General features: G+C 34.4%; 23 protein-coding genes. 3 read left to right on the forward strand and 20 right to left on the reverse strand.

Features of this window, described 5'->3' with window-relative positions:
• Positions 1–131 precede the first annotated feature (131 nt).
• The 10 genes from ACR1PN_RS03280 to ACR1PN_RS03325 all read right to left on the reverse strand — a co-directional run bounded on the left by ACR1PN_RS03280 (position 132) and on the right by ACR1PN_RS03325 (position 11,964).
• Entirely contained in the window at positions 132–971 is an 840-nt protein-coding gene (locus ACR1PN_RS03280) for a GLPGLI family protein (RefSeq protein WP_433978864.1), read from the reverse strand.
• Positions 972–1,034: 63 nt separating this feature from the next.
• Complete coding sequence (locus ACR1PN_RS03285) at positions 1,035–1,358, reverse strand: hypothetical protein (RefSeq protein WP_433978865.1); 324 nt, start codon at positions 1,356–1,358, stop codon at positions 1,035–1,037.
• Positions 1,359–1,411: 53 nt separating this feature from the next.
• Complete coding sequence (locus ACR1PN_RS03290) at positions 1,412–2,500, reverse strand: TlpA family protein disulfide reductase (protein WP_433978866.1); 1,089 nt, start codon at positions 2,498–2,500, stop codon at positions 1,412–1,414.
• Positions 2,501–2,536: 36 nt separating this feature from the next.
• Positions 2,537–2,830, reverse strand: coding sequence for a DUF2695 domain-containing protein (locus ACR1PN_RS03295; RefSeq protein WP_433978867.1), 294 nt, complete (start codon positions 2,828–2,830; stop codon positions 2,537–2,539).
• 42 nt (positions 2,831–2,872) lie between these two features.
• Complete coding sequence (locus ACR1PN_RS03300; protein WP_433978868.1) at positions 2,873–3,550, reverse strand: hypothetical protein; 678 nt, start codon at positions 3,548–3,550, stop codon at positions 2,873–2,875.
• A gap of 8 nt (positions 3,551–3,558) precedes the next feature.
• Positions 3,559–4,317, reverse strand: a complete 759-nt coding sequence (locus ACR1PN_RS03305; RefSeq protein ID WP_433978869.1) for an alpha/beta hydrolase — start codon at positions 4,315–4,317, stop codon at positions 3,559–3,561.
• A gap of 106 nt (positions 4,318–4,423) precedes the next feature.
• Positions 4,424–4,843 (reverse strand): lysozyme inhibitor LprI family protein, encoded by a 420-nt coding sequence (locus ACR1PN_RS03310; RefSeq protein ID WP_433978870.1) that lies wholly within the window; start codon positions 4,841–4,843, stop codon positions 4,424–4,426.
• Between the two features lie 94 nt (positions 4,844–4,937).
• Entirely contained in the window at positions 4,938–5,477 is a 540-nt protein-coding gene (locus ACR1PN_RS03315) for a hypothetical protein (protein WP_433978871.1), read from the reverse strand.
• Positions 5,478–5,530: 53 nt separating this feature from the next.
• Positions 5,531–11,230, reverse strand: a complete 5,700-nt coding sequence (locus ACR1PN_RS03320; RefSeq protein WP_433978872.1) for a DUF3320 domain-containing protein — start codon at positions 11,228–11,230, stop codon at positions 5,531–5,533.
• 287 nt (positions 11,231–11,517) lie between these two features.
• A complete protein-coding gene (locus ACR1PN_RS03325) occupies positions 11,518–11,964 on the reverse strand; it encodes a PepSY-like domain-containing protein (protein WP_433978873.1) in 447 nt (148 codons plus the stop codon).
• 316 nt (positions 11,965–12,280) lie between these two features.
• On the opposite strand from ACR1PN_RS03325, the gene ACR1PN_RS03330 reads away from it, so the two are divergent.
• On the forward strand, positions 12,281–12,709 hold the full coding sequence (locus ACR1PN_RS03330) for a cupin domain-containing protein (RefSeq protein WP_433978874.1): 429 nt from the start codon (positions 12,281–12,283) through the stop codon (positions 12,707–12,709).
• 187 nt (positions 12,710–12,896) lie between these two features.
• Here ACR1PN_RS03330 and ACR1PN_RS03335 read toward each other — a convergent pair whose 3' ends face one another.
• The 5 genes from ACR1PN_RS03335 to ACR1PN_RS03355 all read right to left on the reverse strand — a co-directional run bounded on the left by ACR1PN_RS03335 (position 12,897) and on the right by ACR1PN_RS03355 (position 17,339).
• Positions 12,897–13,706, reverse strand: coding sequence for an HAEPLYID family protein (locus ACR1PN_RS03335; protein ID WP_433978875.1), 810 nt, complete (start codon positions 13,704–13,706; stop codon positions 12,897–12,899).
• A 285-nt stretch (positions 13,707–13,991) separates the two neighbouring features.
• Entirely contained in the window at positions 13,992–15,269 is a 1,278-nt protein-coding gene (locus tag ACR1PN_RS03340) for a sensor histidine kinase (RefSeq protein WP_433978876.1), read from the reverse strand.
• Positions 15,266–15,943 (reverse strand): response regulator transcription factor, encoded by a 678-nt coding sequence (locus ACR1PN_RS03345; protein WP_433978877.1) that lies wholly within the window; start codon positions 15,941–15,943, stop codon positions 15,266–15,268. Before ACR1PN_RS03345 ends, ACR1PN_RS03340 begins: the two co-directional genes overlap by 4 nt.
• A gap of 57 nt (positions 15,944–16,000) precedes the next feature.
• On the reverse strand, positions 16,001–16,789 hold the full coding sequence (locus tag ACR1PN_RS03350) for a hypothetical protein (RefSeq protein ID WP_433978878.1): 789 nt from the start codon (positions 16,787–16,789) through the stop codon (positions 16,001–16,003).
• A 43-nt stretch (positions 16,790–16,832) separates the two neighbouring features.
• The gene (locus ACR1PN_RS03355; RefSeq protein WP_433978879.1) at positions 16,833–17,339 is read right to left on the reverse strand and encodes a hypothetical protein; all 507 of its coding nucleotides are present in this window, start codon (positions 17,337–17,339) and stop codon (positions 16,833–16,835) included.
• A 125-nt stretch (positions 17,340–17,464) separates the two neighbouring features.
• Between ACR1PN_RS03355 and ACR1PN_RS03360 the strand changes: the two genes are divergently transcribed.
• Complete coding sequence (locus tag ACR1PN_RS03360) at positions 17,465–18,643, forward strand: DUF4861 family protein (RefSeq protein ID WP_433978880.1); 1,179 nt, start codon at positions 17,465–17,467, stop codon at positions 18,641–18,643.
• Positions 18,644–18,653: 10 nt separating this feature from the next.
• Positions 18,654–19,673 (forward strand): pectate lyase, encoded by a 1,020-nt coding sequence (pelA, locus tag ACR1PN_RS03365; protein ID WP_433978881.1) that lies wholly within the window; start codon positions 18,654–18,656, stop codon positions 19,671–19,673.
• Positions 19,674–19,728: 55 nt separating this feature from the next.
• Here the strand turns inward: pelA and ACR1PN_RS03370 are convergent, their stop codons facing one another.
• From ACR1PN_RS03370 to ACR1PN_RS03390, 5 genes are all read right to left on the reverse strand, one after another.
• Complete coding sequence (locus ACR1PN_RS03370) at positions 19,729–19,977, reverse strand: hypothetical protein (RefSeq protein WP_072957505.1); 249 nt, start codon at positions 19,975–19,977, stop codon at positions 19,729–19,731.
• Between the two features lie 64 nt (positions 19,978–20,041).
• Positions 20,042–22,516: a glycoside hydrolase family 95 protein gene (locus tag ACR1PN_RS03375; protein ID WP_433978882.1), complete on the reverse strand. Its 2,475-nt coding sequence runs from the start codon at positions 22,514–22,516 to the stop codon at positions 20,042–20,044.
• A 104-nt stretch (positions 22,517–22,620) separates the two neighbouring features.
• The gene (locus ACR1PN_RS03380) at positions 22,621–23,550 is read right to left on the reverse strand and encodes an alpha/beta hydrolase (RefSeq protein ID WP_433978883.1); all 930 of its coding nucleotides are present in this window, start codon (positions 23,548–23,550) and stop codon (positions 22,621–22,623) included.
• 131 nt (positions 23,551–23,681) lie between these two features.
• Positions 23,682–24,581 carry an alpha/beta hydrolase gene (locus ACR1PN_RS03385; RefSeq protein WP_433978884.1) on the reverse strand — a complete coding sequence of 300 codons (900 nt, stop codon included), beginning with the start codon at positions 24,579–24,581 and terminating at the stop codon, positions 23,682–23,684.
• 79 nt (positions 24,582–24,660) lie between these two features.
• Complete coding sequence (locus ACR1PN_RS03390; protein WP_378177530.1) at positions 24,661–25,002, reverse strand: cupin domain-containing protein; 342 nt, start codon at positions 25,000–25,002, stop codon at positions 24,661–24,663.
• Positions 25,003–25,166: the final 164 nt, after the last annotated feature.

Consider the following 25,166-nt stretch of genomic DNA (forward strand, 5'->3'; position numbering starts at 1 on the left):
AGCTGATTTATATAAATTTAAACATTCCTACTATTGAAAAGCACTTTCTTTTGAAGGTGCTTTGCCGTTTCGTGAGCAAAATATTTCAAACTAAATATTGCGCGCCATTCTGAACGTTCGCCAAAGCATCTTTATTTCTTTTTTTGCTTTGCTGCATTTTTTAAAATATCAATTTCAATAATATTATTGTCTTTGCTGATTTTTTCCAGTAATTTTTGTCTTATTTCTCTTATAATCTGTTCGCCAGTTTGAAAATTTCCTGCAGAATCTGTCTGATCCGGAATTTTGCCCACAAGATGCGCAGTTGGGTCAGTTCTGTTTTGAAGATATGTTTTTATATATGCTTCATGACTAAGTTTGGTTTCACGAGCTTCATCTTTGCGGTAAGGATATTCGAAAGGACTTTGATTATTTTTAATACCTTTTAAAACAAATTTGTGGCTTAAAGTTTTATCCTCAATTTTAAGAATTAATCCTGGTAGACCTGAAAATTTATACGGTCCGTCCTGAATGGAGATATCTTTGGCAAACCAAGCGTTCCACGTTCTGCCTCCAAATTCTGTCGTTGCTTTCTGAACTTTATAATTTAAAATTTCATCAAATTCATTCAGTAGATTCCATTTTAAATCTATATTTTGTTCGATATGATATCTGGAATCTCCAACTTTAGTTTCAAAGGAAATTGTTTTGTTTTTCAAATCTTTGAAGACGATTTCATTGATATTAAATGGTCGCGGCATGGCAAACAAACCCTTTTTCATCTCTTGATTCATTGTCGAATCTGATGCATATTTATCTAAACTGTAGTAATAAGATTTTTCTTTGCCCACATTCAGAATCATGATCTCTGAGTTTACATTTTTCGGATCTGAAGAGTCTGAAATAAACTGATATTCGTAGGTGAATTCTTTATTCTGAGCTGAAAATAATACGATACAGAAAATGAATGAAAGTTTTAAAAGGGATCTCATAAATATTTTAATTTATCCCAATTTAGTGAAATTATTTAAGACTTTAAATGTTTTTTCGAATTTTCATGCCATCCTTGCTGACCTGTAATTTTTTAAACAAACCAGACAATATAAATCCTCACGCCATACACGGTTAACTTTGTAATTAAGTATTGCGTTGATTTCCTGGACTACAGTTATTTGTTTTGCAATGGTATCTTTCTTTTCAGGTTTTGTTTCGGAATCAGACTGGATGTTTTTCAGGTCTTTTATATTTTGTTCTAAAAGGGCTTTGTTTTTTAACGAAACAGAATCTGAAGTGATTTGTGTTTCATTAAATAGTTCTTTATTTTGAGCTGAAAATAAAGCAAAACTGAACATAAAAAGCAAAATGAGATATAATTTCATGGATTAAAAAGTGTACCCCAATTTAGTAAAAATATGAATACCATTTTATTTTTTTACTTGCCCGTTAAACTTTTAAGAAATGGCAAAATTTGTGAAGATCCATCAAGTGTTTCGGTAATTAATCCGTTTTCATTGATTAAATAAAGAATCGGGTAACCATTGATTCCAAATTGTTGTTCAAGATCTTTCCGGTCGGGAATTACGGGGAAACTGACTTCTTTGTTGACAAAATATTTGGTAACATTTGCTTTAGAATCTGATCCGAATATATTGATCAATTCAATTTGTGGATTTAGTTTAAAGTCTGAACTCAGAATAAAATCAGAAATGATTTTTGAATAACCACAATTCGTCGAAGAGAAAAGTAGAAGCGTCTGTTTTTCTTTTTTTGAATCGAAAGAAACTGTTTTTCCATTAATATCAACTGCTTTGAAACTCGGAAACTCGGTGTTTTTAATTAAAGGCCGCAGAGAATCTTGTCTTTCATAGTATTTTAAAGCATAATCTTTCGGAAGAATCACCTTGAAATTGGTGGTTTTATCCAAGAAAATATAATTATTGAACAAATAAGTAACGGTTTGTCCCAAGTTTCCGTCAACAAAACTTTTCCTTTCAAATTTTGAAATCGTAAAATTCCCCGAAATATAAATATGAAACTCAACTTTTATTTCCTTTCCTTCGTAATGATTGATGCTTTCTACATTTGAGTAATGACTGTGAATTTTCCCATCGATTTGCGTATCGTCAATATAGCTCCATTTCTTTTTGAGTAGAGTTGTAGGACCAAATTGTCTCAGTCTTGATAATGAAATTGCTTCGTTTTGATTGTCTTTACTTTCGTATTCGTAAACTGTTTTTTCACTGTGCTTCACTTCGAAATAGGAACCGTTTTTATAGAACTCTTCTGAAGTTTCATTCTTGCTTGAAAACTCAAAATCTTTGCTTTGAGGTTTGTAAACTGTATATAACACATTGAAAGTTGAAATGGCACCTGTTTCAGGATTGGGATAAAAAGCGGTGGTTTTGTAGCTGATAACATTCGACTGAAAATATTTTCGCTTTGCCCGTTCTAAATCGGGAACCTGAGCTGAAATTTGAGTGATGCTCAATAGCAATAATACAATACTTATTATCTTTTTCATTATTCCAAACCGCATTTATTTGCTTTTTTTTAAAATTTAATCTTCAAAAAGTTCCTCGACATTGTAAAGCACTTCACAGTCACAGAAACCTCCGTTTTCTTTCAGCCAGTTTTCAACTTCATCTCCATTTTCAACTTGATTTGTTGCCAAGAATTGTTTGGTTAATGTTAGATGATCATCACAACCTTCTGTCTCCAGTTCTCCATCCAAAAAATCCAACAGATTTCGAAAAATTTCACGGGAAACCGGAAGGCTTTTTCCAAATTCAACCTGAGCTTTTTCCTGTAATTCTTTTTGAATTTGTTTGGCTTTTTCTTCTTTGTTACGCATTTTATCAAAGATTTTTAAAAGTTGTTTTTAATCTGTAGTTCATTAATTCATATAAATAAATTCCTTTAATAGGATACGCAATCCATTTTCAATCTTATAAAACTCTTTTGGATAATATGATTTTACTGCTTCTTGACTCAAGCCTTTTATGTCAAATTTTTCATTTTTTAGAATTGCTTTAAAACCTTTTAAGCTGTCTTTGTATGCTGTATATTTTGTTCCAGAAAATTTTGGGTAACTGAAATAGTTTCCATTCTTGTCATGAAAAATATTGTCATACTGATATTTTTGATGAAAATAATGACCACCATCTTTACTTTTTGATATATAAAGAATTACAGAGTCGTTTTCTGCGAACCCAGGAGTTCCGTAATGATCATAGGCAATAAACTCTACCGTATCGGTTTCAAGATCATTAAATACTTTTGTTATAATTTGATATTTGCATTTGAAAGCTCCATCCATTGTATAATGTTTCCTAACAACTTTAAGTGTGTCTCCAGTTTTTTCATCAATTTCGTACTCACCTGTTGGCTCTGGTTCTTGATTTTCATTGTGATCAAATTCTGTTACAGAGATTTTCTTCCCTACAAAAGCATAGAGATTAATCGACTTACTTGCTCCACCATGCATAATATTTTTTGAAGTATTGATATATGCTGATTCACATGCTGTAAAAATCATTAAAGTGACAACCGGCAAAAATATTTTACTATTCATTATACAGTTTATTCTTTCAAATATGACAAAATTTTCTCAGTCATATAATTCCTTTCCTCTGCATTTGCATCTTTATCCATATCGCTGTGGTTAATATTTGTGAAATCTACGGTCATTTCATATCTTTTTTGTTCCTCATTCGTCGGCAAAACGCCCTCATCGGCAGGATAATCTTTTGAACGTAGCGTATAAATTTTAGGATTTGAAGTTCTGGGTAAATCCATTCTTCGGTTATCCATCGAAATAATTTTATGAACCAAATCAGGATGTTGATGCGCAAATAAAACCGTCATGTCGCCACCGTTTGAATGACCAATCAAAGCAAGTTTTTGGTAATCAAGGTTAGGGAAATCTGTTTTCATCTTGCTTAAAACATAATGAATATTTTGAGCTCCACGTTCCCAATTTTGTTTTCTTGTAATTTTTAAATCACCTTCCATTGCGAGCATTTCGTCGGTTGAAAGTTCATGCTGAATACTGACAACAAAATAACCTTTTGAAGCAAGAAACTCTGTTAAATAAGAATAATCAAAGTAAGCTCCACCTTGATTTTCTCCCCAACCATGACTGAAAATAATAGGAATTTTGTTTAATTTGTTTTTATTCTGTGGCTGATAAATAGCAACCGGAATCTTTCTGTCTCTTGATTGGTCAAAATACATTAAAGTATCAATCTTAAAGTTTTGCTCAATATTTTGATTATTTTTTGTTTGTACAGTGCATTGGATGACCAGCAAAAAAGAGAATAATAACAATAAATATTTCATAGATTCTTTAGTTTTAAAATTCCTTTCCCACAAATCTTGTTTTGAAAACCAAACATTTCCACATTCACCGCAACCTCCCAGAATTTTCTTTATCGATAAAATTAAATCAGTAATCCAAATTTTCAAAATACATTTTCAATTCCAAAGTTCTGTTCTTCACGATTTCTTTTTTTCTGTTTTCAGCAATAATATACCACATCGTTCCTTCTTTCAATTCAAAATAAAACTTAGAAATGAAAGCAAATTCTTTATCTCTGAAAATCATCCATTGTTTTTGGGACTCTTTCAAGGCTTGAAAAGTCTCTTTTGGAAGTTTGTTTTGTAATAAATCATAATATTTATTGAGTTCCTTATCCCAAGATTGTGTTGCTTGAATGATGCAATTTCGCATCTCAGCATTCGAAATATCTTTTTTGTCCAGACATTTTGATTCTGTGAGGTCTATCAAATTTTCCTGCTGAATTTTAGATTGGGAAAATATTGAAATGGAGAGAAAAAGTAATAATAAAATGATAAAATTTTTCATGAGACTTTTTGATATTGATAGGGAAAATATGCTAAGTTTTTTTGTTTTGTCATTTTCAAAGTTAGATATTAAAGTTAAAGGATATTGTTTTAGATTATTTTTCCAGTTCAATTATTTCAGGATATTTTACAGAGTAAATAATTTTATACTTGTCTCCTTTTTTAAAATGATTTTTATAGTTAAAAATTCCTTTTTTGTAAATCTTATTATCAATGGTTTTATATTGAAATATTGCCCAAGTTTTCCAGCCACCTCTCGTGTATCTACTTTCGAGATTTATTACTTCTGCAATAGTTTTTTCGGTTGAATCATTATCCATAATATTTTGGATCCTTTTATCGGTTAAGTTTCCAGTAACAATCATTGAACAAAACATTCCAAGAACTGCAAAACCTATTATCGAAGTATTCTTAATCATTTTTTTAATCCATAATATTTTATTTGAACTAAAATTCGGTTTATTAAAACTGTAATGTTTTCCAAATAATGAGAATGTAATAATTAGCCAGCCACAGAAAAAAGCTAAGTAACTTATTATTTCCAAAAAATTGTTATCCTTATAACCCCAAACAAAGACTACTAAAAATCCTACAAAAATTAATAATATTCCATATAGAAAAGCTTTATTTTTCAAATTAGATATTTTATTATTTAACAATTAGATTTGTAGTTTAAAGAGTTGTGATATTAATTTCCAGCCAAAACAATCCTCTCTTCAACCTCCTTCACCAAACCTTTCCCAACCAATTCCTCCACACAAAACTTCACCACCGTCTCAATCTGCGAACCCACTTTCGCAAATCCAAAAATCTTACAAACCGCACGAATCAGTTCCTCTTTATTCAGACTTAAACTTGAATGCATCAACTCCATGATCGCCACCGAAATTTCTTCAGGAGCAATCTCATCAATCAGTCTTTTTTCTACAGAATTATCTCTATAAAAATCTAAATGTTGAGGTTGTAGATTTTCGTTCCAGTAAAATTTCTGATAACTTTCTATGGTCTGTAAATTCGGAATGGAATTCAGCATCTCCAAAATATAATTGTTGAGTTTCCCACCGGCTCTTGAAGTATTCCAAAGTTTAAGAATCTTCCTGAACAAAGCATTCTGGCTAATCGGAGATTCGGTATCAATAATTGTTTTTATCTGACTTAAAATTACTTGTTTGTTTTCAAAAGAATAAATAGTTTCGGAATTCGCATTCACTTCAGGACTCAGTTCTGCTGAAACATACGGAATCATTTTCGATGAATTTTCAGTCGTCGAAATTTCGCTTAAAAAAGATTTTTCCTGAGTATGAATTTCAATAATTTCTTCAGCTTTTTCTTTTGCCTGAATTTTGATTTTCTCAATTTCAGACTGTATTTCAGCGATAATTTTATCTTTATTTTTAATCCAGTCCAGCGTCCAGATTCTGAAAACATTCCAGCCCAAACCTTTTAAAACATTCGGAACAAGCAGTTCACGGTCGTTGGTTGTATTGATGTTGAAATAATTTTCACTGTCCAGCAAAACCGCCATCAGATATTCACTTTCATTTTTGGGATTGATGATTCCGATGTCAATTTTATACTCCGAACTTCCGATATTCGTTTTAATCTTAAATCCATTTTCCTCCAAAGTTTTGGCCACCGAATTCACCATTAGTTTCTGCTGATTCATATTGGAATTTGAATTTTGATAAACCAAACCTTTTTCAGAGAAATTCAGGAAGTTTTTTAATCCCAAAACACCTTCTGAGCTCGTTCTGTTCATGTCGATCTGGTCACCTTTTAATGAAGAAAAAACTTTCATTTCGTATCGCGCTCTTGTCACGGCAACATTCAGTCGTCTCCAACCTCCATCTCGGTTGAGCGGACCGAAATTCATCGATACTTTTCCGTCTTCATCGGGACCGTAACCAATCGAAAACAAAATAATATCTCTTTCGTCACCCTGCACATTTTCAAGGTTTTTAATGAAAATAGGCTCTTCAGAATTAATCGTGAGTTCTTCCAAATGTGGATTTTCCTGAAACAGTTTTTGCAGTAAATCTTCAATCAAGCTTTGCTGGGTCTGACTGAAAGTCACCACACCAATCGATTTTTTATCTCTCCTTTCGAGATGATTTTTAATGTATTGAATAATCGCTTCCGCTTCGTTTTTGTTGGTTCTCGTCTTTCCTTTGTCGTAGAATCCGTCAACAAATTCAAAGGTTACTTTTCGGTTCAGATCATCCGGAGACGGGAATGTTAGCAATTTATTATCGTAAAAATGAGCGTTGGAGAAAGAAATCAAACTTTCATGCTTGCTTCTGTAATGTCTCAAAAGATAATTCGACGGAATCGAAAGCGCCAGACAATCATCCAAAATACTTTCTAAATCTTCCAGTTCAAAATTTTCTTCATCCACTTTTTGAGATGCAAAAAAACTTGTTGGCGGCATCTGTTTCGGGTCACCCACAATAATCGCCTGTTTTGCTCTCGCCAAAGCACTTACCGCTTCAGAAGTCGGTAACTGTGAAGCTTCATCGAAAATCACCAGGTCAAAATGCTCTTCATTTACATCAAAATACTGCGCCACCGAAATTGGACTCATCAACATACAAGGTTTCAATCTTGGAATCAAAGTTGGAATTTGGTCGAATAATTTTCTGATGGATAAACCGCGACCTTTATTACGAATGGCTTTTTGCAAAATCCCAATTTCTGAGCTCTGAACAGCTTCCTGAGAAAAATTAGGAATTCGGTCACTGAGTTTCATCGTCAACTGATTTTTTGTCAGTTCCGTAAATTCTTTGTGAAGATTTTTATACTGCTGAATCTGAGATTCGTAAATATTGGCATCAAAACCATTCAAAGTTCCCGAACTGTAAATCGTTTTAATGAATAAATTCAGATGAACGATTTTTTCAAATTCAAGCTCAATCGATTCGGTATTAAGCCAGCCTTTGTCAAGGAAATCGATGAACCAATGTAAGTTTAAGTCTTTCGCTTTTTCTTTTAAACCGTTAAAATTAATCCAGTCTTCCAGCTGATGAATATTTTGAACAATAGTTTGTAAATCTGCATCATTAGGAACTTCATGCACAAACTCCAAAAGCTGAGTTTCTGCAATTTCTAAGTTTTTCAACATTTCAACAACTTCAGAAATATTCTGACCGTTATTTTGTTTTAATACAAACTCTTTCAGCCATTCCGGGAAATTTCTGATGGAATTTTTTTGAGCTAATTCTTTTGCATTTTCAATGGTTTTTAAATCTTTTTCAATCGCAGAAATATCAAATGAATTTCCGTTCAAATAAAGGCTCGTTACCGATGAAAGCGCATTATAATGAAGATTGCTCAGTTGGTTTTTGATTTGCTGATAATTTTCAAGCTTTTCAAAAAGTCCGTCAATCTGCACATCAGATTCAATCCCAGATTTTGCATAACCGTTTAATTGCTGCTTCACTTTTCTCTGTTTAAACCATTTCGGAATAAACCAGGTATGTTTCGCCTGATTCCAGATTAATTTTAAGGAAGCAAAATCAATATTTAAAATGGAAGTATTAAAACTTGCCGTAATTTGATTTTCAATTTGTTGAAACTGCGTCTGTTGAGTCATCCAGTTTTTAAATAAATTCAACTGACCTTCGTTAAAAACCAAATCAATTAAAACAGATTTTACTGGATTATCTTTTAAATATTCAAGAATTGCTATACTGTCAGAATTGGAAACTTCATTCAGCTGAAACTGATTTTTAATCTGTTCAACCGAATCTTTCTTTTCGTTAAAATTTGAAATCGCTGAAAGAATCAGATTTTTATTTTCAAACTGATGCGCTGAGGTTTTGATCGGTCGTAAAGCATGAAGCGAAGGTTGCCCGATTTTTCTCACAATTGAAGCAAAAGGAATCAACCAGTCTTTCCACTGATTCCAGTTAAAAACATCGGCACTTTCCAACGGAAAATTGATGTGAAAACGTTCGTCGGCTTTTACATGATTGGTTTCCAGAAAGGCAATTGTATCAAATAAACTCCATCCAATCGGGAATTTCCGATGCAGTTCATTGACGTATTTTCCGAGTTCTTTTCTGCGTTCATCGAGTCGGTTGGCTTCCTCGTGATAATCAGCATTGATTTTATACTTTGGAACTTCCAGTGTTCTCTCAAACTGCTTTAAAACATCCGATTTTTTAGATTTATTCGAATGCAGTTCAAGACAGAATGCACCTAAACCGATATTTTCCAAACGGTGATGAACCACATCTAGTGCGGCTTTTTTGGCGGCTACGAAAAGTACCTTTTTATCATTTGATAATGCATCGGCAATGATGTTGGTAATGGTCTGAGATTTTCCCGTTCCCGGAGGTCCATGAAGGATAAAACTTTTGTTGAGATTGGCATTTTTTACGGCATTCAACTGAGAATTATCGGTCGAAATTGGTAAAACCAATTCTGAAGCGGGGATATTTTCCAAACTTTGAGCATCATTTTCTACGCTTTCCAAAGTTCCGGTCAATCTTCCGTCAATAAGACTTTTTACAATAGAAGATTTCTGAATTTCTTCCGAGTATTTCGAAATATCCTGCCAAAGAATCAGTTTGTTGAAGGAGAAAATTCCCAAAACCAATTGCTCCAAAACATCCCAACCTTCGAGATTAAGCACCGCATTCCGGATAATCGCCAAAACTTTCGGAACATCGACTCCCGATTCGTCCATCGGAAGATTTTCAAGGCTGTTGATGTTGAGTTTGAATTCCTGTTTTAAATATTCCAACAAGGTAATATTAATCATCGTTTCCTCTTCACGGCTTCGAAGCGTGAATTTAGAGTTTACAGATTTCCTCGAAAGCTCGACAGGAACCAATAAAATCGGAGCCAATCTTGGAATGTCTTTATTTTTCGGTTCAAACCATTTTAACAATCCTATTCCTAAATATAATGTACTTTTTCCGTTTTCTTCTTCGGCTAATTTTGCGCTTCGGTAAAGGTTGGTGAGGATATTATCTAAATCATCCTGATGGTAATATGTTAAAAGCCGATTGTATTTAAATTCATCTTCCGCCAGTTTGAAAAGCGGTTGCGATGAATGTAATGGTTCACCATACAGATTATATTTTCTGAGAACTGCCTGATTGTTATCGGGATGAATTGTGAAAGATCTTCCGTCGGCAAGACTGTCTTCAAGTACATTTATTTTGGTGTCAATCAACTGCAGCATACTTTTCGTAAAACGCAGATTGAGCAGATTATTTCTGAGCGACAAATCCAAAAGCTTCCTTTCCCAGACTTTTTGCTTGGTTAAATTGGAGATATCAGTGAGCTCTAAGTCGTCATATTGTGTTCCCAAATCAAAATCCTGATCCAGTTCGTTTGAATTTTTAACGGAATCAAAATCATGATTTTTAATCATCTCATTTTTGAGAAGTGGGAGAGGGGAAATTCCCGCTGACCTTGCATTTTTGATGTCTAAAGAAAGCAGAAATCTTGCAGAATCCATCAACTGAGTATCCGCAGAATTCATCGCATCTTTGAATGAAATATTGCTTCCTTTGCACAGACTGGTCGACTCAATTAATGCGATTTCTTTAATTCCGGTGGCGATTCTTTTGGAAATTGCGGCCTGGTCAAGATTAATCATTCCGTCAAAACGTTGGTCATCCAACCAAACTCCGACAAAAGCATGGCCTTCCGTCACAACAATAATTGGGTTTAAATCAATTGCTTCCAGACAAGCTGCGAAAAGCAGAGAAATATCGATGCAGTTTCCGAATTTTGTTTCTAAAACTGTGTCAACAAGCCTGATTCTTTGTCCGTATTTTTCAAAACTTGGCGGCATGGCGCTGTAAATCAATTCCAGATTCTGAATGGATTTGTAAATCGCCGAAACCATCTGCAAAACTCTTTCCTTGTTTTTTTGCTGATAGCCTTCAAACGATGGTGTGAGTTTATTTCTCGCTAAAATATCAATCGCATCTGCTTTGATTTTATACAAAGAAGTGTTATTTGAAAGAACATAAGAAGCTAATAGTTGTGGATACGACTGCAACCCACCAAAGAAATCCATCGGCAGAACCTCAATGCTGAAACTTTTCTCATACATCGATTCACCATCTTTGAAAACCTGAATTTTAATCTGGTCTACATCTTTTTCCGTCAGCCTTTTCAACAAAGAATAATCAAAAATAAAATTGAAAAGTGATATTTTATACAGCGAATTTTGCCTGATTTTATCAATGTACACATCATATTTTTCAAACAAACCCAAAGAAGAACTGATTTGAAGGTTCAGATTTTCAAAATCTTCAGTCACTTCTCTGAAAGAAATGCTCTGCAAAAAAGGTAGCTGATTAAGGCAAAAAGTATAGTTGAAATATGGATTGTGCTGTATTTGTAAGTCAAACGGGATAATCTGATTCATAAGTGTATTTTGTGATATTCACTCTCTTTTTTGGGAGATAATGCAATTTAGAAATAAAAGCGATAATCACAAAACGGTTTGACGCAAAGGAAAAAATTAACTATAGAAAAAGATAAATTGAATATCCGTTATTTGTCACACTGGAATTTTAACCACAACGTACACTAAAGATTTCACAGGGAACACAATATTTGTGAACTTTGTGGATACCTTAGTGTACGTTGTGGTATTGAAAACTTATCAAATATACAAAGTTTCTTCAATCTCAGTGAAAAACAAAAAACATTCTAATCTTCCCTTTTCTGTAAAATTTTTCCCTGAGCGTCAAAAATTACTTTCCATTCTTGGGAATAATTTTTCAGTTCAATGTTGTAAAATACTTTACCGTTTTCAGTGATTTTTTTAATGTCATCAGTTCTGTAACTGTTAAAGGACTTTTTAATGGATGATAAAACCGGTTTTGGCAGACTGTTTTTTGAAATTTCTTCTTCATGTCTTACCATTTTTCCATCTCGGGAGTACAAAACTTTATGGTCGTCACCTAAGAATCCTGTTTCAAATTCCACTTCATAAAGATCTCCTTTAATTTCCCATTCGATGTCAGAAGCTTTAGAAAAAGTCTTCTGAAAATGATTTAAAATTACTGAAGGAACTTCACTCTGATGAATATCCTGTGCTGAAATTTGATTAAAACTCAAACCTAAAATACTGATTGTTAAAATTAAATTTTTCATAATGGTAAATTTTATAATGCTAATTTCCGACACGATTCTGGAAACATTTGGGAAAAATTTAAATTGATTATTAAAATTTTTAAGCCATTAAGATTTAATAAGTTTTGAAGTTTAATTAAGGAAAATAAATTTCTTAAAAATCTGTCTCACACTGATTAAACAGATTTAGCAGATAATTTAAATCATCTTTATCAGTAAAATCTGCGAGAGTATAAATTTTATCTCTGATAAAATCCTTGCGCCTTAAAATTTGAAGTTGTCAAGAAAAATCTTGCGACATTGCGTTTAACCAATTTTTTTCTTATCATTACAGAATATGGAAAGATTAAAATTTATTACTGCCGTATTGATTTGTATTCTGTTTCAACAGACAATAAATGCACAGAAAAACAGGGAGTCCATCAATTACACCATCGAAAATTGTGTGAATGAATTTGATGTTTCAAAGGCTACAAAGACGAAAGTTGGCTATCAATACTATTTTGGAGATAAAAATTTTACAGAAGAAAATACCTTGAAAATGAGCATTGTAGAACGTGGAAAATCTACACACGCTCCACACCGTCATCCTGAAGAGGAATTTTTTTTTATACTGGAAGGAAAAGCAACATTCTATCTTGATGGAAAAACAAAAACAGTCGGTCCAAACACAAGCTTGTATTGCCCACCCAATTCAGAGCATGGAATCAGTAATGCAGGAACAACTGATTTGAAATACCTGGTAATTAAGAAAGATTTGCGCTAATAAGGATTATTTATCAATATTTAAAAAGTTTCACGCAGATTAACAGATTTCGAGATAGAAAAACCGGCTTTATCTGCAAAATCAGCGGGAGCTTTAATTTTATCGAAGGTAAAATCCTTGTGTCTTAAGGTTTGAAGTTAGAAAAAACATTTGCACCTTTGCGTCTAACCAAAAAGTTAGCAAAAAATCAAGGCTCATACACCAATCTAAAGAAAGAAGAAATGCTTTCATCCTGATGTGAAACAGGAATTCCTGTCACAATTCCAACTGCAAAATGAGAATCCAGCTTGATTTTTACTTGCGGACGAAGCGTTACCAACATTTTTCCGTAACTGATTTCCTTATTGACTTCCATTCCGATAAAATGCCCTGAATTGGGTAACGAATACATTACTGAACTGTTAATTTCCCAATCTACCGGAGTTCCGTTCTCACCTAATTCATGTTGAATTTTTGGATAGGTATAAACCAAAGTATGAAAGTTGGAACCCCACTTTTTTGCTGCTACAAAAAACGGACTGTATACCAAACCTGTTATAAATTTTCCTTTGCCGTAGTTTTTAAAATCAGTGAATTCTACCACCTGTGTATAACCCAGCGCCATCGAAGTCTGGGCTTTTTCGGAAACAAAAAAGGTGTACTGTGCAGAAAATCTGATTCCGTCTAAACGGTTTCCCGGAACTTGTTCTTTAGATGAGCCATTTTTTGGACTGAAAAATGAAAAATCTGTTTCTACCTCCAAGCCTAATCTGTTCATTGGTGCAAATTCGTATTCGGCCAAAAATCCGTTTTCTCTGTAATTTTTTCCACCCGAAAAATCGGCTCCCAAATTGAATTCCTTTTCGCCTTTTCTTGCACCAAGATCTCTTACCAAATCCTGAAAAATAGGCTCAGCATGAGAAACTTTTACAGGCTTTGACTGAGTTTGTGCTATTACTGAATGCCATCCCAAAATACTAAGAAGTCCAGATAATAAAATTCGTTTCGTTGTTTTCATAGTACAAATCAACAATGTGAATCGGGAAAATTTTGGGAAGAAATCTGGAAAGAAACGGGAATTTGTTTTAAATAAAAGTAAAAAGTAAAAAGTAAAAAGTAAGTTTTAATAAACTCAAAACAGAATGACAGATTAAGAACTTTTTATCTGCGTAATTTGCAAAATCTGCGTGAGCGAAATTTAAATAATTTGTTTCAGAGCAGCAATATCGGTGTAGAAAAATTAGTTACAATTGATAAATTTGCTATTTGAGAAGGTGTTCAAATAAAAAGTGTTTAACGATAATTAAAAATCCACCGAAAATTCATGCATTCCGTTTTTGAAATTATAGGAAACCGAAAAATCATACAATTCTGCAATCGCCTTTACAATCGCCAATCCTAAACCGCTTCCTGACTGATGTTCTTCCGATTTCTGAAATCTAGTGAAGATCTTTTCCTGGTTTAAAGATTTGTCCGCTCCTGTATTGAGAACGCTCAATTTTTTTGAGTCAATGATAACTTCCACTTTTCCTTCTTTTACATTATGAAAAATTGCATTTCGCAATAAATTGGAAACCACGATATTCATTAATGCACCATCCGCATTTACGGACAGCTCATTGTTTTCAGTAAAATGAATTTCTACTTGTTTAAATTCAGCAATATCCTGTAAATCATCAATATTTTTGCGGACAATATCATTCACTTTAATTTCCTGATTATCAAAAAACTGCTTGTTTTCAATTTTTGTGAGGAGAAGAAGGGATTTATTAAGACGAACCAACCGTTCAATAATTTCCATAATCTCGGCAATCTTTTCTGCCTGATTTTCTGTGAAATTTTCTTTTTCAATTAATAATTCCAGTTTATTGATGGCGATTGCCAAAGGCGTCTGAAGTTCGTGGGAAGCATTACCGATAAACTCTTTTTGTTGTTCGTAGCTTTTTTCACTGTATTGTAATAGAGTAGTCACTGCATCCTGCAAATCGCTGAATTCTTTGGTTTTTGTTTCCACTTTTGGAAAGCTTTTGCTGATTCCTAAACGGTAATTTTTTAACTCGTGAAGGAGTTCGTAAAAAGGCTTCCAAAGTCTCTGTAAGACTAAATTATTTAAAATTAAAATACTGAAAATCAAAAGCACATACAATCCTGCGGCATCCCAGAGAAGTTCTTTTACGAGATCATCTTCTTCCACCATATTATTGAAAATTTTCAGCTCATAAAAATTTCCGTTTTGCTCGAAAACAGTGGTGAGAATTCTCACTGGTTCCAGCTCGGGAGCTTCATCATCGGCATCCTGTGCATAAATTTCGGTGTCTTCGTAAGTGTCTTTAAAGTTGAGTGCTTCCTTTTTGTTGATTGGATTGACGGAGAAAAACCCTTCATCAAAAGTTTTCTGTTGGAGAATTGTCGGATCTTTTTCAGCTTTAAAAACAATCTGCCGTTTGTAATTTTCCAGCTCTTCATCTACACTATCCTTAATTTCATCGAGCATATTAAAATAGAAAATGACCGACCAAAAACTGACAATCAGTAGGAGGTAGCCCATCAGATGAAGGATAGATTTGTTGAGCAGTTTCATTTTTCAATTAATTTATAGCCGATTCCGTAGACAGCTTCAATTTCGATTTCTGCGTTCGATTGTTGCAGTTTTTTTCTCAAATTTTTAATCTGATAATAAATAAAGTCAAAATTATCAGCCTGATCAATATGGTCGCCCCAAACATGTTCTGCCAAAGCCGTTTTTGTGACCAGTCTTTTTTTGTTGAGAAGAAAAAAATGAAGAATATCAAACTCTTTTCGGTTCAGTGTAATTTTTTCTCCATCCACGAAAAAGATTCTTTCGGTTAAGTCCAGTTCAATGTTGGCAAGCTCAATGCTGTTTTTACCATCCTGATTTTTCCGACGAAGAACCGCTTTTATTCTGGCATTGAGTTCTGCATTATGAAAGGGTTTTGTTAAATAATCATCGGCACCAAGTTCAAGTCCTGTGAGTTTGTCATCCAGGGAATCTTTTGCAGAAATGATGATGACATTTTCAGATTTTCCCATGTCTTTAAGCTGCTGAAGAAGCTGCAAGCCGTTACCGCCGGGAAGCATGATATCCAGTAAAATACAGTCGTAAGAATACAAAGCAATTTTTTCGCTGGCTGACTGATAGTTTTCTGCGGTCTCAATAAGAAACTGCTCCTGAATCAAAGAATCATGAATCGATTTTAAAAGTTCTTTTTCGTCTTCTACAACAAGGATTTTCATCTAACAAAGGTAGAAAAATGATTCTGGAAAGATTTGAGAATTAAAATAGTGTAATGTTTAATTTGCAATATAATAGTAAAATTCATCATTAATATTTACAAAATCCATGATTTCAAAAAGATGATTGTCTTGCTCCATTTTTTTACTTGATGAAAAATAGTAACCATAAGAATTATCTGTAAAACCGTCTTTTAAGAAGAAAATTCCATAGTTGGTTTTTATAATTGAATAGATATTTATTTCTTCCATTTGCTTTAGAATTTGTTCCTGCTCCTTGCTAAATTTAATTTTCTTCTCAATATTTATTTGAGTAGAAATTGGAAATGGAGATTTTTCAGGAATGATGTAATTCCAATATTTATCATTTTCTCTGTATAAATTGTCAACACGTTGCAATGAGATTTGATTTAAGAAAATAAGATTGTCATTTTTTTGAAAAGCTAAAGCAAGTGCTTTAAATTTGTTAATATTTTTATTGAAAAATTCCACATTAGAACTACTTTCAGTTTGAGCAGTTATTAAGAAACGATTGGGCTTTGCTCCAGCTTCTTTTTCGCTGATTTTATAATGGTAAGAAAATCCACCCCAGAAAAAGTTTGATACTTCACTTGAAGTCCTTATAGAATCTAAACTCCATATTTTTTCGTGCTTTATAGGTCTGATATCCCATTTTGAAAATGGTTTTGAAAATTTTAAATATTCCTCTATTGAAACATTATTTGCAGTTGTTAAGCTATCCAAGTAACGAAAGATGGTTAAATCAAAATTCTCATTTTTATTTAAATATTCCTGACTGAAAAGTAAAGTTGAAATAAAAACAAAAAATAGGATTAAAAGTCTTTGCATAAAATAGATTGTTATTAAGCTAGTACCAAATACTAGAACTTCATTATTTAAATTTTGGTAAATTATATTCAGGATTATTAATTTCAGCTAAAAACTTTCTCATTTCCTGCGACTTCTGCGTCCCAATCAACAGTTTTTTATTATCATTAAAAACGAGCTGCAGTCCCATATTTCCTGAGACATTGTAGGCTTTTCCTTTTCCAAATAATCCAAGTCGTAATCCCCAACCTCCATATTCGCCGATGGGAGAATACTCTCTGATGTAGGCTTTACGAATAGTTTTCCAGGGAAAATATTTAAACTGTAAATGGAACGGAAATAAGCGAACCCTTACTCCTAATTCATCGATTTTTGTTTCCAGTTTAATGATGAAAAATAAAATGAAAATAATTGCTGTCACAGCAAATGAAGCAATCATTTCTCCGGTTGAAAAAGACTCATTATTATCAACGAAATTATAGATGGTGAATCCTAAAACGAAGATTAGAATTAACCAAAGCCACCATTGTCTGAAGCTTTGTTTTTCGTAGAATGTAGAATTCTCTTTCATAGGAGTAATTTTATATAAAATTAAAGATTTTTAACGAATGTAAGTGTTTTAAGAAAGTTTTAAGCTTTTAGAATGAAATTATATGCAGAATATTTATACTTTTGAGAAAATAACATTTAATAGTTATGAATAAAATTTTAAAAGCTGGATTAAATTGTGCAATCGTTTGCATTGTGATAAATTCAATGAATGCGCAAACTTCTGTTCAGGTAAAAAATGTCCTGGATTTTTCAAGAAATGAGGTCGTTTCAATTCCTGTTTCAGATTTGAAATCTTTTTTAAGCAAAAACAAAGAAAGCGATCTCAGAATCAAAGATCAGCACGGAAAATCTCTTCCCGTTCAATGGATTGATTATAACGGTGACGGAAAAAATGATGAGTTGCTTTTTCAAGCTGCTATTGATCCTAAAAAAACAAATACCTATACCATTTTTGCCGATGGAAAAACACCTGTTCCCGAAAGTAAATTAACAACCTATTCGAGACTGGTTCCCGAAAGAGCAGACGATTATACCTGGGAGAATGATAAAATTGCATTCAGGGTGTATGGTCCGAAAGGTCAGGCTGAAGCATTGGCGGGCGTAAAAGGCAGCACACTATCGAGTGGTGTTGATATCTGGCTGAAAAGAACTGAAAAATCCATAATTAATGAATGGTACAAAGGATATTTAATCGATCCGATGTATTATCACAAAGATACTAGAGGGGAAGGTTACGATCCGTATCATGTCGGAGACAGCCGCGGAACGGGAGGAATCGGAATCTGGAAAGATGAAAAGCTACAGGTTTCAAAGAACTTTATTAGCTCCAGAACCATTGCAGAAGGTCCGCTGAGAACGGTTTTTGAATTAACTTATGCGCCATGGAGTGAATTCGGAGTGGCAGAAAAGAAAATCGTTTCATTAGATTTAGGTTCTAATTTTTCAAAATTTGAATCTGATTTTAAAGCTGAAAAGCCGGTTCCTAACTACACTGTCGGAATTACTTTGCATAAAAATGAAGGGGAATCTAAGCTGAACGATAAAGCAGGATATTATCTTCACTGGGAAAAAATAGATGATGCTTTCGTAGGTGAAGGAATTGTAATTGATCCGAAAATTGTTCAGACGTCTATTGCTTTCAAATCTGAAACACAGGATCAAAGTAATTTGTTGGTCGTGACAAAACCTCAGCAAAAACTGACGTACTATGCAGGGTTTGCGTGGCAGAAAAGTGGTCAGATTACAACAAAAGAAGATTGGGAAAAGATATTGCAGAAGCAGGCCCAAATCATTGCCAATCCTTTGGTGGTAAAAGTTAAATAATTTTTAAAAGATGAAACTAAAAATATACACATTCGCTCTTGGGTTAATGGCCATTAACCTTTCCGCTCAGGTAAAAGATACCTTAGCCGAAAAAATGATGGTTTACCAGCTTCCGAACGGAGGTTGGGGTAAACATACAAGCGATAAGCAAAACGTAGATTATACAAAGAAAATAGATCCGAAACTTTTAAAAATAATCAAAGCGACCGATAATGATTTTGCAACGATTGATAACAATGCAACTTCACGGGAAATCAATGGCTTGATTAAAGCTTATCAATCAACTAAAAACGTCGCTTATCTAAAATCAGCAGAAAAAGGAATTGGATATTTGCTGTCGATGCAGTATGAAAACGGCGGTTTTCCACAATATTTTCCGAATACAGGGCTGTACAGAAAGCAGGTAACGTATAATGACAATGCGATGATTAATGCATTAACGGTTTTATACAACACAGCAGAAGGAAAAGAAGGATTTGATGCAGTGGATTCAAAATTGAAAGAAAGGTCGAAAATTGCCGTACAAAAAGGAATTGATTGTATCTTAAAAACTCAGGTTGTCCAAAATGGTAAACTGTCAATCTGGGCAGATCAATACGATGAAAATACTTTAAAGCCTGAAAAAGCGAGAGCTTTCGAACCTGTTTCCTTAGCAACCGGAGAATCAATCGGGATTATAAAATTTCTGATGATGCAACCTTTAACCCCTGAAATTGAAAAATCAATTAAATTTGCGGTAAAGTGGTTTGATGAAAGCCGGATTCAAGGATACACGTATGCTGTTTCTAAAGTGAACGGAAAAGCAGTACGTACTTTAAGCCGGAAGGAAGGTTCGTCGGTATGGGCGAGATTTTATGATATTGCCACCAATAAACCTATTTTCGGAGATCGTGACGGCAGCGTGAAATTTAATTACGAAGAAATTTCCGAAGAGCGTAGAATGGGCTACAGCTGGTACAACGAAGCCGGAACAAAACTGATAGAAAGCGACTTCCCAAAATGGCTGAAGAAAAACAAAATTTCTCAGTAAAAATAAAATCCTGATGTTTTTGGCATCAGGATTTTTATGTAAAAAATTAAAAATTTTATTCCTTTCTTGAAATAGCAAAATAAATTACATACAACCACCCAAAAATTCCGTGAATGATTGCCCACAGTATAGACCTGTTTCTATCCCAGGAACATACGACTGCAATCACAGAACCCAAACCGATCCCTGTTTGAGTAACCGTATTTGTTATTTTATTGGTAGATTCTGCATCTGTATGAGTTTGTGCTGCAATAAAGCAGATTGCGAATAAAATGAAGGCAAATGAAAATACTTTCCTTGTCATAAATGTTTACTTAGTGCGTAAAAATAAAAAAGAGATTTCAATTTTTCGAATGTTTTCTTTAAAATTATTTCACTTCAAACCTATAAACACCACCTTTCTTCGTTTCAAAATCAAAAACCTGAGTTTCCGGAACCGGATAACCTTTCAGTTCAGCTTTCTCTGAAACCAATGGTGTTTTAATAGAATTTACCTGATAATATTCGTTGGGGTTTTCGCCATTCGCCTCAGTTAATTTATTTTTAGATTTAAACTGGATATCCTTCGCCATTCTGATTCTGGCATTTCCGCCCAAAGCAGATTTTACCACTAATTTCGTAAGCTTAGAATTCTTCCAGTCCATATCGATTTCAAAACCGCCTCTTGCCTTTAATCCTTTTACAGAACCGTCTGGCAAAGCATCAGGCAGAGCGGGAAGAAGGTAAAGATAGCCATCATAACTTTGCAAAAGCATTTCTGCAATCCCCGAAGTACAGCCGAAATTTCCGTCAATTTGGAATGGCGGATGCGCATCCAGAAGATTAGGATAGGTTCCTCCGGATTCTCCTTTATTATCTAGCGGAGCGGGTGTTAATTGATCTGAAATCAATTTAAAAGCTCTGTTTCCATCCAATAATCGCGCCCACCAGTTTACTTTCCACCCCATCGACCAGCCCGTAGATTTATCACCTCTGTACGTCATCGAATTTTTTGCGGCTTCCGTTAAATCAGGATTTCTAAATGGCGAAATCTGTCCTGAAGGAAATAATCCGTACAAATGAGAAATATGTCTGTGCTTATCAGTTGTCTTGTCCATATCTTGCAGCCATTCTTGCAACTGTGCGTATTGGCCAATCTGTATCGGAGGCAATTTAACTAAAGCCGTTTTTACTTCATCCGAGAGGTTTTGATCTTCATTTAAAACTTTTGAGGCATTGATAAAATTGTTAAATACATCAAAAACCAACTGATTATCCATCGTTGTTCCCGCAGTAATTCCGACTCCTTTGAGGTAGGTGTTTTCCGGTGACATGGACGGTGAAACGACCAGATAATTACCCGAAGGATCAGGCTGTAAAACATCCAGATAAAACAAAGCTGAACCTTTTAAAGCAGGATAATATTTTCTTAAAAATTCTTTATCGCCCGTGTATAAATAATGATTCCAAAGGTGCTGAGTGAGCCAGGCGCCACCCATTGGCCACATTCCGTAAAAACCGCCGTCAACAATTCCGGTAATTCTCCACAAATCGGTGTTGTGATGCATATTCCAGCCTCTTGCATGGTACATTTCTTTGGCAGATTCCTGTCCGGTCTCTGACAGATCCTGAATCATATCAAACAAAGGTTCATGCATTTCGCTGAGGTTGGTATTTTCCGCAGGCCAATAATTCATTTCCGTATTGATATTGACTGTATATTTGCTGTCCCAAGCCGGATTCAATTGATAATTCCAGATTCCCTGAAGATTGGCAGGCTGAGTACCCTGTTGCGACGAAGAAATCAGAAGATAACGGCCAAACTGAAAATACAAAGCCACCAAATCGGGGTCGCCTGAGCTTCCGAATTCTTTGATTCGTAGATCGGTTGTTTTTTGCGCCTGATCTGTCGTTCCTAAATGTAAGCTGACACGGTTGAAATATTTCTGGTACTTTTCAACGTGACTTTTGAGTTCATCGTTATATTTTTTATTTAAGGCTTTATTCAGATATTCAGCGACTTTTGCATGTGGATTACCGGAAAGATCATTGTATTTTTTGAAATTGGTAGCAATCGAAACATACAATACCACTTCATCAGCTCCCGAAATATTGAGTTTATCTTTTGTAGAAGTGAGTTTGCCACCTCTTACAACAGGAACCGCAACGGTTTTGAATTTAATTTTTCCAATTTTATTATCCACAGAACCACTTGTACCATTGATGATCAGCTGGTTTTTATCCGTGAAAACCGAATGGATCTTGTGTGGGGTAGAAGCGTTGACTGAAAAATTTAAACTTCCTTTTTTGCTGGAGGTCAGTTTAATCACAATTACATTATCTACAAAAGACGAGAAAATTTCGCGTTTGTAAGTTACGCCGTTTACCTCGTAGGAAATCGTGCTTACCGCTTTTTCGATGTCCAGAGTCCTTTTGTAATTTTTAAAATTGTCATGACCTTTGAAATCTAAAAACAAATCGCCCATGGTTTGATACGGCATCCCATAGTTCAGATCTTTCGGAGCCTGTCTTGGGTAGGTTATATTGGATAGGTTTTGGGCCTCCTCAAACTTTCCGTCATTCAAGAGTTTCCGGATTTTCTGTATGCTGTCGAATGTGTTTTTCGGGACATTGTTTCCCGGTTCTCCCGCCCAAATTGTTTCTTCATTCAGCTGGAGATGCTCCTGAATGGCGCCTCCAAAAACCATAGCGCCCAATCTTCCGTTTCCGATGGGTAAAGCTTCGTTCCAGTTTTCTGCGGGTTTGTTGTAGGTTAATTTTAAATTCTGCTGGGCGTACGCTGAAACAGAAATAATCGTTCCGCAAGCCAATAAAAAGATTTTATGTTGAATAGTTTTTATCATTTTTATTTTTTTTGAATGGTTTTTTTTAACCGTAAAAGTTTCAAAAGATTTCTTCATACTTTTCTTTTGAATCTTTTGTGGTAAAAATAATTTTTAGATTTTAATTAAAGATCTTTATTCATTACCAATTTCTTATTGCTAATAGTTTTAAGCCAGTCTGCGCACACTTTTTTCCAGTTGTCCGTCAGTTCGGTTTTATTGGAAATACCGATACTGTGTTCTCCCTTAGGGAAAATAAATAACGCCCCTTTTACTTTATTTTTAATCATGGCTTCATAATACAACATACTGTTAATGACGGGTACTGCATTGTCATTTTGAGCATGAAATAAAATTGTAGGTGGCGTTTTTTCTGTTACCCGATTCTGCATGGTATACTCTGAAATCTTCTGTTGCGAAGCATTTTCTCCCAATAGATTGTCACGGCTTCCTTTATGAGCAAATTCTCCCAAATCAATAACCGGAGAAACCAGAATTGCAAAATTTGGTGCTGTTGAAATTGTCGTCCAATCGCCGTTTAATTCGGTATAATCTATAGAAATATTACTCACCATTGCGGCTAAATGTCCGCCAGCAGAAGTTCCCAAAACTCCAATCTGGTCGGGAGAAATTCCATACTTGTCGGCATTTTTTCTGACCAATTTTATCGCAGCCTGAATATCCTGAAGTGGGCCGATTTCTCTCTGCTTTATATCCGGAGAAGTGGGTAAACGGTAATTCAGTACAAAAGCTGAAATTCCCAAAGTATTGAGCCATTTTGCATAAGAATATCCTCCCAAATCATACGTCAGATGTCTGTAACCGCCACCCGGAACGACAATAACCGCCATGGGCTTTCTTTCTTCTTTCGCGGGTAAAAAAGCAAACAGCTCAGCTCCCTGAATCTGAGTGATTCGGCCTTCTTTTTCTTCAATGGTATTTAATTTTAATCCTTTAGAATTAGGCATTTCCCCTTTCGGCCAAACTGTAATTTTCTGTTGGGCAGAAATTTGGCTGAAAAGAAATAGTATGATGATGAAAGTTATCTTCTTCATTGAAATTAAATGGTTTAGGTTAATCGCAAAGGCGCTTTTTTTGATAAAATACTGTTGTTAAGGCGCAAAACACTTCGACAAGCTCAGTGTAATAACGTTATTAATTATTTAAAGCATTTTAAAATTACCTATTATTTATTACTGATGGTTTCAAGCCAGTCTGAACACAGTTTTTTCCAGTTTTCGCTCAGCACATCTTTATCGGTAACAAAAAAACGATGTCCACCTTTCGGGAATATAAATAATGAACCTTTCACTTTATTCTTTGTCATGGCTTTATAGTACAGAATACTGTTCATTGGCGGAACAGCTGTATCATCTTGATTATGAAACAGAATTGTGGGTGGCGTTTTTTCAGTCACTCGGTTTTGCATGGAATATTCTGTAATTTTTTCTGCTGAAGCATTTTCTCCAAGCAAACTTTCACGGCTTCCTTTGTGAGCAAATTCCCCAAAATCAATCACCGGGCAAAATAAAACGGCAAAGTCAGGAATCGTGGAAATTGAAGTCCAATCACCTTTTAAATCGGTATAATCTGTGGTAATATTGCTTACGCTTGCTGCTAAATGTCCACCTGCTGAAGTTCCCACAACTCCTACAAGATTAGGAGAGATATTCCATTGTGCCGCATTTTTTCTGATGTATTTAATGGAAGCCTGAATGTCCTGCAACGGAGCGATTTCTCTTTGAACTAAATCCGATGAGGTTGGTAATCTGTAATTGAGAACAAACGCTGAAATTCCCAGCGTATTCATCCATTTGGCGATCTGAAAAGCGCCTTCATCATAGGTCAGTTTTGAATATCCTCCACCCGGAATGATGATGACCGACATTTGCTTTCTTTCTTTTACAGGAGGAAGAAATGCGAAAAGTTCTGGTTCTTTCAATTCTGCAAGGATTTTCTTTTTCTTGGTTTTTGAAGCTAAAATTTTCGAATTAGGCATTTCGCCCTTTGGCCAGAACATTAGTTTTTCCTGAGCCGAAATTTGCACGAAAAAGAAAATGAGAAATAAGAAAATGGCTTTTTTCATAACTTTAATTTATTATTTTAAAGTGTATTAAAAAAAAACTAACAGGTTTTTAAACCTGTTAGGTTTGAATATTTGTGAATTAATCTTTCAAAAAATCCTCCCTGAATGGGGTAAAAGCATCAATCAACTTTCCCGCTTCTAAACATTTTACTCCATGAAAAATATTGGGTTGGGCAAAAAATCCGTCACCTTGCTGTAATATTTTCGTTTCACCATCAATGGTTACCTCAAATTTTCCTTCTGCTACATAGGTTATTTGCGAATGAAAATGTTGATGCAGAGTTCCGATGGCATCTTTTTCAAATTTTACAATGACCATCATCACCTGAGAGTTGTATCCTACAAACTGTCTGGAAACACCGTCTCCTAAATCTTCCCACTCAGAATTTCCGTCGAAAAATGGTTCTTTTTTGAAATTCATTTTTATGTTATTTGAATTTTTTAAATTAAATTATTTATGCTCACTGTCATTCTGAGCAAAACGAAGTGGAGTGAAGAATCTATTTTATCATTTAGATCATTTTATTTGTTGAGATTCTTTGAACTTCGTTCGCATCCCTTCAGGCTGTGTCAGAATGACAAAGT

The organism is Chryseobacterium sp. RLHN22 (assembly GCF_051011795.1).
Taxonomy (GTDB): Bacteria; Bacteroidota; Bacteroidia; order Flavobacteriales; family Weeksellaceae; genus Chryseobacterium; species Chryseobacterium zhengzhouense.